Genomic DNA, 7,905 nt, shown 5'->3' with positions numbered 1-7,905 from the left:
CGACTTCGGGCGCGTGACGGCGACCGCGGGGAGCGCGACGGGCGCGCGCGGCACCACGACGCGCAGCTCGCGCACGCCCGGCGCGTCCTCGCGCGCGGCGACGACGACCGACGGCCCCGCGTACGGCCGCTGCCCGATGCGGCGCACCAGCACGCGGAAGGTGCCGCCCGCCGCGGGGGAGAGCGTGGCGACGCCCGCCGCGTCGGTGACGCCGGTCGCCGCCGCGGCGCCGTCGGGCGCGCCCAGGCTGACCACCGCCGACGGGAGCGGCGCGCCGGTCGCGGAGTCGGTGACGACGACGCGCAGCGCCTGCGCGCCGAGCGCGCACGGGAGTACGGCGAGCGGAGCGAGCGCCGCGAGCGCGAGCGTCGCGCGCGTCATCCGTCCGTCGCCCGCCGCCCGCCGAACGCGATCACGTTCCCGTCCGGGTCCTCGACGTAGAAGTCCGCGGTCCCCCACGCGGTGGCGGCCAGCGGCTTCCGGATGACGACGCCGTTCGCGACGCACGCCGCGTAGAACGCGTCGATCCCGTCGACCCCGGCCGCCGCGTCGAGGTGCTCGTGCGCGCGCCGCCGGCGGCGCGCGTCGTCGTCCGCCGGCGCCTCCTTCAGGTGCAGCTCGAGCCCGTCCCGCGTGCCGATCGCGTAGAAGCCGTCCCACGGCGCGCCGAACGCGAAGCCGAGGCGCTCGTAGTACGCGACGGCGCGCGCGAGGTCGCCGACCAGCAGCTGCGGGGCGAGCGAGGTGAGGCGCGGCGCGCGGGGCCCGGACGTCATGCGGGGCCGGCGTCGGCGGGCGCGTCGTCGGCGGGCGCGTCGTCGGCGGCGGAGGTGTCGAGGATCTCGCCCGCCAGCGCCGCGTCCTCCGCGCGCACGAGCAGGCGCACCGGGAAGATGAGCGCCATCCCGGGGAGCGTGCCCCCCGCGGTGTCGGCGAGGACGTGCGCGGGGATCCCGTTCGCCTCGAGGATCGTCGCGTCCAGCCGCGCCTCGAACTCGTTCAGGTAGCGTCGCAGGACGACGGGGGCGTCGGACACGGGGAGGGCGCGGGTGGGGAGCGTGGGGGCGCGACCGCGCGTCAGCGCGCGTGGACCGTGACGGGCACGGTGAGCGTCTGGAAGTCGGCGTTCACGACCGTGACCGCCGCGTCGCCGGCGCCCGCGGCGACCACGACGGCCGTGGTGTCGCTCGTCACGCGCACGGCGGCGACGGCCGGGCGCGTGGCGTCGAACGTGTGGCGCTGCACGGACAGCCGCCCTCCCGAGCGGTCGGTGCTGTACGCGCGTACCACCGCCGAGTCGCCGACGGCGAGCGCCAGCGACCCGGGCGTCACGCGCACCTGCGTGCGCGGCTCCAGGGTCGAGACCTCGTCGCCGCAGCCGAGCGACGCGCCCGCGACCGAGAGGAGCAGCGCGCGGCGGACGCGCGCGTTCACGCCGCCCCCGGCGCGTCCGGCGCGCGCTCGCCGAACCAGTAGCACAGCCCGTCCGGCGCGACGACGTAGAACACCCGCCACGACGAGCCGTCGTGACGCTCGACGTCGACGTCGGACGACTCCTTGCGGAGCCCGTTGGCGCGGAACTCGGCCAGCAGCGCGTCGAGCCCCCGCACGTGGAACGCGCACCCGTCCTGCGTCGGGTCGCCCCCGGTCTCGGCGAGCCCGAGCTCGACGGCGTCCCGCGCCAGCGCCGCCGACGCGTGCGGCTCGCTCCCGCGCGCGACCACGCGGAAGCCGAGCACCGTCTCGTAGAACGGCAGCGCCGCCGCCACGTCGCCGACCGGCAGACGCGTGTGGTCGCCCCGGTATCCGAACGCCCGTTCCAGCGTGGCGGCCATCGGTGCATCCTCGGTGTGGGCACTGTCCGGGCCGCCCGACCGGATGCCACTCGCCGGCGCGCGGCGCGGCCCGGGCGGCGTCGCCCGAGGGTCGCGTCCTAGCATACCCCGGCGGCCCGCCGCGCCGCCACCGCCGCGCCGCCGGGGCTATGTTGCGGCATGTCGATGGCGTTCCTGCGGGACGACGCGGAAGGGGAGATGCCCCGCCGCCACTACGGGCTCCCCGAGCGGGACGACCCTGACTACGACCGCGTCGCCGCGCGGGCGCTGCTCGAGGCCGCGCGCGTGGGCGAGACGCAGCTCGCCGAGCGGGCGACCGGCTACTACTGGGGCGAGCCGCGCCTCCGCCCGCACGTCGAGGCGATGCTCGCCGAGGCCGAGCAGGCGAAGGACGACCGCCTGGAGCAGCTGGCGCGGCGCTTCCTGCGCTGACCGCGGCGCGGCCGCGCCCGCGTCAGCCCATGCCCGACGGCACGCGCGCCCGGATCCCGTCGTAGCAGCCGCCGCAGAGCAGGCGGACGCCGAGCGACGCCTCGGCCTCCTCCGTCCACCGCCCGCCGCACGCGACGCGCAGCCGCTCGCACGCGTCGCACCACGCGTCGGGGCGCGGGTTCCCGGGGTCGTCGTCGGCGTGGAAGAACGCCCGCCCGTCGCCGCGCGCGAGGTGCCCGCACACGTAGGCCGGCGCGGAGTCGCCGTGCGTGGCGCAGCGCACGCGTCCCGTGCGCGGATCGTCGTCCGTCATGCTCGCAGGATGCGGGGCGTGGTCACGCGGAGCGCGCGCGCAGCTCCGGCTCGCTCAGCCCGTAGATCGGCGGCGTGGCCACGCCGAGCAGGCCGAGCGTGAGGTACAGCTGTCCGCGGTGGTGCGCCTCGTGCTCGAGCATCGCGCGCAGCCACTTCCACGTCGTCAGCTCGGCGCCCGCCGGGGTGCGCGTGCGCCCCGCCCAGCGCTCGGGCGTGAGCTCGGCGAGGATCGCCAGCGACTCCTCGTGCAGCCGCTCGTGGTACGCGACCACCGCCGGCAGCCCGTCCGCCAGCTCGCGCCCGTGCCCCGGGTACCGGCTCGGCCGGCCGGCGACCGTCTCGGCGTACATCCACCGCTCGATCCCGGCGAGGTGGCGCACCTGGTCGCCCGCCGACCAGCGCCCCTCTCCCGGCACCCACTCCAGCGCGTCGGCCGGGATGCACGCGACGACGCGCCGCGTGCGCGCGTGCACGCTCGCGAGGTGGTCGAGGAATCCCTCGAGCTCGGGGAACGCCGACGGACCCGGCGTCACCGGCGGCGCCGGTACGTGATGCGCAGGTCGTCCTGCCAGTGCACGTCGTCCTCGCACACCTCCGACGTGCCCTCGATCGTGTCGCCGCCGTCGGCGAAGCGGCCGGTGATGCGCTGCGAGAACCCCGGCGCGTTCCGCCACCAGCGCCACGCGACGTCGTCGACGCTCGTCTCGTAGACGCGGAACACGCCGCGCGAGTCGTAGTAGTGCAGGCGGAGCGCGGCCGCGTCGTCGTCGGCCGGCGCCGCGCCGCCCGGGGCGGCGCGGTCGTGCCCCATGCGCCCGATCACCGAGAGCGCGTCGGGGAAGTCGGGGTGGTCGGTGCGCGAGCGGAGCAGCAGGAACCGCTCCCCCTCCAGCCACTCGACGTCGACGGTGCCGCGCACGACGACGCCCGGCATGGCGGGGTGCGTGGCCTCGGTGGTCCAGCGGCCGACGAGCCGGCCGAGCGCGGCGGGGTGCGGATCGGAGGTCATGGTGGATGGGCGGCGCGGCGGACCCCCGCGCGACGCGGACGCCCGCCGCGTGCAACGTGCGCGGCGGCGCGGCGCCGGTCCAGGGGCCGCGCCCTCAGCCCGCGTCCGGCGGCGCGCCCAGCAGCGACGCGAACGTCGTCGTGAGCAGCGGAGTCCGCCGCGCGCGCTCGACCGCCGCCCAGCGGTGGTGCGCCGCGCACGCGCGCCGCGCGTCGCCCGCGCCCGTGCCGAGCAGGCAGCGCGCGTGGCGCGCCGGCGCGTCGAACAGGTCCACCACCTGCGCCAGCGTGAGCGCCGCGGGGTCGACGGCGAGCGCGAACCCGCCCGTCGGCCCGCGGCTGCTCGTCGCCACGCCGGCCCGCGCCAGCGCGTGCAGCGTCTTGCCGAGGTAGTTGCGCGGCGCCCCGATCGCCCCCGCGACGTCCCCGGCGCGCATCGGCGGGCCCCCGTAGCCGCGCGCCAGGACGAGCGTCGCGCGGATCGCGTAGTCGGAGGTGCGGGAGGCGGTCATCGCCGGCTCACCGTGGCGTCACGGCGCGACGGTGAGGTGCCCGACCATGCCGAGCAGCGCGTGCGGGTCGCACTGGAAGAAGTAGCGCCCCGCCGGCAGCGCGACCTTGAAGTCCCAGGTCTGCCCCTGCAGCTGGAGCATGTCGCCCGCCTTCGGCAGCCCCGACACGCCGGGGCTGGAGTCGGCGACGAAGTGCACGTTGTGCACGCCCGACACGAGCGTGTACCGCACGACGTCGCCGGGGCGCGCGCTCACCTCGGCGGGGCGGAAGACGTTGTTCCCCGCGTCGTCGGTCGCCATCTCGACGGTGATGACCCTGCCGCCCGCGTCGGGCGTCTGCTCGCCGCCGGAGGCGGGCGCCTGCTGCTGCGCGGCCGGCTCGGACGACGGTGCGGGGGCGGGCGCCTCCCCGCCGCAGGCGGCGAGGAGGGCGACGAGCGCGAGGGGGAGCGGGGCGGTGCGGAGGGAGCGGAGCATGGGAGGGGATCGGAGAGGGAGGGCGGATCAGAAGTCCTTGCGGCGGAAGGCGCGCGCGCCGAACGCGGCCGGCACGGCGACCCACGCGAGCAGGAGGGCGGCGGCGACGAGCGCGCCGGGGCCGCCGAAGAACCGCGCGAACACGGCGCCCGTGTAGCCCAGCAGGGCGGCGCCGTCGAAGCGCAGGAGGAGGAGCACGCGCGCGAGGTCCACCGGGTTGGCGAGCATCGCGGCCAGCAGCGGGCGCTCGAGCGCGTGGTCGCCGAACACCGCCAGCAGGAGCAGCACGCCGCCGTCGTAGAGCAGGGCGAGCGCGAGCCACAGCCCGACCGCGGCGCCGAGGCCGCGCGCGCGGTCGTCGGTGCGCAGCGCGACGAGGAACGCGAGCGCCACGAACACGCCGGTCAGCAGCGCGCCGGCGCCCAGCAGGACGAGCAGCGACGCGCCGTGGCCGGAGGGGACGCCGTGCAGCGCGAACGGCAGCCCGGCGCCGAGGACGTAGGCGGCGGCGGTCGGCAGCGCGAGCCCGCCGTAGAGCGCCGCGAACAGCTGCCCGCGCCCCACCGGCTGCGCGAGCAGCAGCTCGGTGAACGGGCGCGCCTCGTACAGCGCGGTCGTCCCGAACACGAGCCCCACCAGCGGCACCACCAGCAGCGTCACGTTGCCGAGGCCGAGCAGCACCTTGCCGTCGTCGCCGCCGAAGCGCAGCAGCGCGTCGGTCACGAGGAGGAAGAACAGCGCGTACGCGGCCAGCCAGCGGCTGCGCAGCACGTTGCGGACCTGGTAGCCGAGGAGGCGCGTCATGCGGCCGCCTCCGCCGCGGGGGCGGGCGCCCCGCGCATCAGCTGCGCGACGGCGCGCTCGAGCCGCGTCTGCCGCGTCTCGCGCAGCAGCGCCTCCACCGGGCCCGCGTAGCGCACCCGCCCGTCGACGAGGAACGCGACGTCGTCGGCCAGCTCCTCGACCTCGCTCAGCACGTGCGACGTCACGACGACGGTGCACCCGGCGGCCCGCTCGGCGAGCACGCGGTCCTTGAGCACGCCGCTCGACACCGGGTCGAGCCCCGCCGTCGGCTCGTCGAGGATCAGCAGGTCGGGGCGGAAGAGGAGGGCGAGCACCGCGTTCACCTTCTGCCGCGTCCCGCCCGACAGCGTGCCGAGCGGCTTGCCGAGGTGCGGCGCCAGCGCGAGCGCCTCGACCAGCGGGTCGTCGCCGGCGGCGGGCGCGCCGCGCAGGTCGCGCAGCATCGCGATCAGCTCCGCGCCGGTGAGGTGCGCGGGGAAGGCGGCCAGCTGCGGCATGTAGCCGATGCGGGCGCGGTGCGCGTGCCCGGCGGCGCCCGGGCCGGCGATCGGGACGCCGCCGAGGCGGATCGTGCCGGCGTCGGGGCGGGTGAGCCCCAGCACCGCCTTGATGAGCGTCGACTTGCCGGCGCCGTTGGGCCCGAGCACCGCGGTCACGCGCCCGCGGCCGACCGTGAGGTCGACGCCGCGCAGCACGGGGAGCCGTCCGAACGACTTGGTGAGCCCGGAGATCTCGAGCATGGCGGGGCCCGGTCAGGGAGCGGGGGAGGGGGCGCGCGCGGCGACGGGGCGCATCGCGGGGCGCGCATCGACGACGGCGTCCGGCGTCAGCGTCGGCAGCAGCCGCTCCGAGGCGTCGAGCAGCCCGACGAAGAAGCTCCGCTGCAGCACGACCGCCGGCTCGTGGCGCGCCGCGAGCAGCGCGAACAGGCGCACCGGGCGGTGCGGCACGTCGCCGCGCCCGTCGCGGTCCAGGTCGTAGCCGCGGTAGGCGTCGAAGTAGTTGCCGGCGAAGGTGGCGGCGGCGTCGCGGGCGTTGGTGGCGACGTCGAAGCTGTTGCCGGCGAAGTCGTTGGCGAGGAAGCGCGCGTCCTGCGCGTTGGCCTGGAGCTGCACCGCCCACCCGTTGGCCGCGAAGCGGTTGCGCGCCGCCACCAGCCGGGTCGCGCCGTCGACCATCAGCCCGACGGTGTTGCGCGCGAAGACGTTGCCGGTGACCACGGGGTCGCCGATCTCCTTGAGCAGGAGCCCGTACGCCGCCGGGCCGCGCCCGTCCTCGAAGCGGTTGCCGCGCACCTCGACGGCCCGCGTGTACATCACGGCCACGCCGGCGCCGTTGCGGCGGAAGACGTTGCCGACGTAGCGCGACGAGTCGGAGTACATGAAGTGGAGCCCGTAGCGCAGGTTCCCCTCGCTGGCGTTCCGCTCCACGCGGCAGTCGCGCGCGAACTCGAGGTAGATCCCGTCGCGGTGCCCGGCGACGCGGTTGCCGGCGACGGTCACGCCGCGCGAGCTCCACAGGTGGATCCCGTTGCCGCTCGCCGCCTCGCTCGACGCGCGGCCGGCGAAGCGGTTCCCCTCGACGCGGCAGCCGTCGACGTCGGCCAGGTAGACGCCGTAGAACGTGTCGTCGAAGTCGTTGTCGGCGATCACGCACCCGCCGGCGGCGGTGACGCGCAGCGCCGCCCGGTCCTCGCTGTAGCTGCGCCCGAGGTTGGCGAAGCGCAGCCCGCGCACCGTGACGCCGGACGCGGTCACGTGCAGCAGCTCGCGCCGGGCCTCCCCGTCGAGGGTGGGGCGCCCCTCGCCGACGATCGTCAGCGGGCGGTCCACCACCACCGTCGGCTCGCGGTAGGTGCCGGCGCGCACGACGACGCGGTCCCCGGCGCGGGCGCGCCGCACCGCCGTGCCGAGCGTGCGCACCGCGCCCGGCGCCGCGCCGTCGGGCGACACGACGATCGTCGCCGGCGCCTGCGCGCCCCCGGCCGCCGCGAGCAGCAGCGCGGCGACGAGGGGCTCAGCGCGCACGGGGGCCCTCCGCGTGCGCCGCGACGTGCAGCCCCTCGGCGCGCAGCCGCGCCGCCACGTCGGCCCACGCGAGCACCGGGGCGTCGTCGGCGCCCGGCGCGCGCGGCGTGTCGCCGACGCGGGTGGCGACGAGCCCCTTCCCCATCGGGCTCCCCGCCGCGCCCGGGAGGCGGCGGAAGTCGGCGCTGTCGGCCCGCACCAGCGTGCCGGGGCGGTTCCAGTCGCCGACCCACACCGCGCCCGCCGCCGCGCCGCGCGCCACCGCGAACGCCGCCGCGCACTCGATCGAGTCGAACACGTGCAGCTTCCCCGCGCCGGCCACCACCTCGCTGGCGAAGCGCCGGTCGTCCACGGTCATGCGGCAGGTCGCGCACGCCTCCTGCCCGTACGCGACGGCGCGCGGGCCCGGGGCCCCGCAGCCGGCGGCGAGGGCCAGCGTCAGCGCGAGCGCGGCGGCGCGCGGCGCGCGGTAGGCCCGCAGCAGCGCCAGCGCCG

At 77.6% G+C, this 7,905-nt stretch carries 15 protein-coding genes; 1 reads left to right on the top strand and 14 read right to left on the bottom strand.

Annotated features, from left to right (window positions below):
* The 5 genes from PYV61_RS17010 to PYV61_RS16990 form a co-directional block, all read right to left on the bottom strand.
* Window positions 1-381: carboxypeptidase-like regulatory domain-containing protein (locus PYV61_RS17010; RefSeq protein ID WP_275833776.1), on the bottom strand; the 381-nt coding region annotated here is incomplete at its 3' end.
* Window positions 378-776 (bottom strand): VOC family protein, encoded by a 399-nt coding sequence (locus tag PYV61_RS17005; RefSeq protein ID WP_275833774.1) that lies wholly within the window; start codon window positions 774-776, stop codon window positions 378-380. The genes PYV61_RS17005 and PYV61_RS17010, both read right to left, overlap by 4 nt.
* The gene (locus PYV61_RS17000) at window positions 773-1,036 is read right to left on the bottom strand and encodes a DUF2007 domain-containing protein (RefSeq protein ID WP_275833771.1); all 264 of its coding nucleotides are present in this window, start codon (window positions 1,034-1,036) and stop codon (window positions 773-775) included. Before PYV61_RS17000 ends, PYV61_RS17005 begins: the two co-directional genes overlap by 4 nt.
* A 41-nt stretch (window positions 1,037-1,077) precedes the next feature.
* Window positions 1,078-1,434: a hypothetical protein gene (locus tag PYV61_RS16995; RefSeq protein WP_275833769.1), complete on the bottom strand. Its 357-nt coding sequence runs from the start codon at window positions 1,432-1,434 to the stop codon at window positions 1,078-1,080.
* Window positions 1,431-1,835: a VOC family protein gene (locus PYV61_RS16990; RefSeq protein WP_275833767.1), complete on the bottom strand. Its 405-nt coding sequence runs from the start codon at window positions 1,833-1,835 to the stop codon at window positions 1,431-1,433. Before PYV61_RS16990 ends, PYV61_RS16995 begins: the two co-directional genes overlap by 4 nt.
* Window positions 1,836-1,994: 159 nt before the next feature.
* Between PYV61_RS16990 and PYV61_RS16985 the strand changes: the two genes are divergently transcribed.
* Complete coding sequence (locus PYV61_RS16985) at window positions 1,995-2,267, top strand: hypothetical protein (protein WP_275833765.1); 273 nt, start codon at window positions 1,995-1,997, stop codon at window positions 2,265-2,267.
* A gap of 22 nt (window positions 2,268-2,289) precedes the next feature.
* Here PYV61_RS16985 and PYV61_RS16980 read toward each other — a convergent pair whose 3' ends face one another.
* The 9 genes from PYV61_RS16980 to PYV61_RS16940 form a co-directional block, all read right to left on the bottom strand.
* Window positions 2,290-2,580 carry a hypothetical protein gene (locus PYV61_RS16980; protein WP_275833763.1) on the bottom strand — a complete coding sequence of 97 codons (291 nt, stop codon included), beginning with the start codon at window positions 2,578-2,580 and terminating at the stop codon, window positions 2,290-2,292.
* Window positions 2,581-2,602: 22 nt separating this feature from the next.
* The gene (locus PYV61_RS16975) at window positions 2,603-3,115 is read right to left on the bottom strand and encodes a DinB family protein (RefSeq protein ID WP_275833761.1); all 513 of its coding nucleotides are present in this window, start codon (window positions 3,113-3,115) and stop codon (window positions 2,603-2,605) included.
* A complete protein-coding gene (locus tag PYV61_RS16970; RefSeq protein ID WP_275833759.1) occupies window positions 3,112-3,591 on the bottom strand; it encodes a hypothetical protein in 480 nt (159 codons plus the stop codon). Before PYV61_RS16970 ends, PYV61_RS16975 begins: the two co-directional genes overlap by 4 nt.
* A gap of 94 nt (window positions 3,592-3,685) precedes the next feature.
* A complete protein-coding gene (locus PYV61_RS16965) occupies window positions 3,686-4,102 on the bottom strand; it encodes an Rrf2 family transcriptional regulator (RefSeq protein WP_275833757.1) in 417 nt (138 codons plus the stop codon).
* Between the two features lie 18 nt (window positions 4,103-4,120).
* The gene (locus PYV61_RS16960) at window positions 4,121-4,579 is read right to left on the bottom strand and encodes a plastocyanin/azurin family copper-binding protein (RefSeq protein WP_275833755.1); all 459 of its coding nucleotides are present in this window, start codon (window positions 4,577-4,579) and stop codon (window positions 4,121-4,123) included.
* A 27-nt stretch (window positions 4,580-4,606) separates the two neighbouring features.
* Window positions 4,607-5,383: an ABC transporter permease subunit gene (locus PYV61_RS16955; RefSeq protein WP_275833753.1), complete on the bottom strand. Its 777-nt coding sequence runs from the start codon at window positions 5,381-5,383 to the stop codon at window positions 4,607-4,609.
* On the bottom strand, window positions 5,380-6,123 hold the full coding sequence (locus PYV61_RS16950; RefSeq protein ID WP_275833751.1) for an ABC transporter ATP-binding protein: 744 nt from the start codon (window positions 6,121-6,123) through the stop codon (window positions 5,380-5,382). The genes PYV61_RS16955 and PYV61_RS16950 overlap by 4 nt, the downstream gene beginning before the upstream one ends.
* A gap of 12 nt (window positions 6,124-6,135) precedes the next feature.
* Window positions 6,136-7,410, bottom strand: a complete 1,275-nt coding sequence (locus PYV61_RS16945) for a nitrous oxide reductase family maturation protein NosD (RefSeq protein WP_275833749.1) — start codon at window positions 7,408-7,410, stop codon at window positions 6,136-6,138.
* Window positions 7,400-7,905 (bottom strand): hypothetical protein (locus PYV61_RS16940; protein WP_275833747.1); only part of this gene is annotated, 506 nt, incomplete at its 5' end. The genes PYV61_RS16945 and PYV61_RS16940, both read right to left, overlap by 11 nt.

Source organism: Roseisolibacter sp. H3M3-2 (assembly GCF_029211165.1).
In the GTDB taxonomy this organism is placed as follows: Bacteria; Gemmatimonadota; Gemmatimonadetes; order Gemmatimonadales; family Gemmatimonadaceae; genus Roseisolibacter.
Note: the sequence above shows the minus strand (reverse complement) of the source record. Positions and strands in the feature narration are given on the sequence as shown.

Coding starts and splice junctions, on each gene's coding strand:
- PYV61_RS17005 (WP_275833774.1), bottom strand. CDS start 776: ATGACGTCCGGGCCCCGCGCGCCGCGCCTCACCTCGCTCGCCCCGCAG.
- PYV61_RS16990 (WP_275833767.1), bottom strand. CDS start 1,835: ATGGCCGCCACGCTGGAACGGGCGTTCGGATACCGGGGCGACCACACG.
- PYV61_RS16985 (WP_275833765.1), top strand. CDS start 1,995: ATGTCGATGGCGTTCCTGCGGGACGACGCGGAAGGGGAGATGCCCCGC.
- PYV61_RS16980 (WP_275833763.1), bottom strand. CDS start 2,580: ATGACGGACGACGATCCGCGCACGGGACGCGTGCGCTGCGCCACGCAC.
- PYV61_RS16970 (WP_275833759.1), bottom strand. CDS start 3,591: ATGACCTCCGATCCGCACCCCGCCGCGCTCGGCCGGCTCGTCGGCCGC.
- PYV61_RS16965 (WP_275833757.1), bottom strand. CDS start 4,102: ATGACCGCCTCCCGCACCTCCGACTACGCGATCCGCGCGACGCTCGTC.
- PYV61_RS16960 (WP_275833755.1), bottom strand. CDS start 4,579: ATGCTCCGCTCCCTCCGCACCGCCCCGCTCCCCCTCGCGCTCGTCGCC.
- PYV61_RS16955 (WP_275833753.1), bottom strand. CDS start 5,383: ATGACGCGCCTCCTCGGCTACCAGGTCCGCAACGTGCTGCGCAGCCGC.
- PYV61_RS16950 (WP_275833751.1), bottom strand. CDS start 6,123: ATGCTCGAGATCTCCGGGCTCACCAAGTCGTTCGGACGGCTCCCCGTG.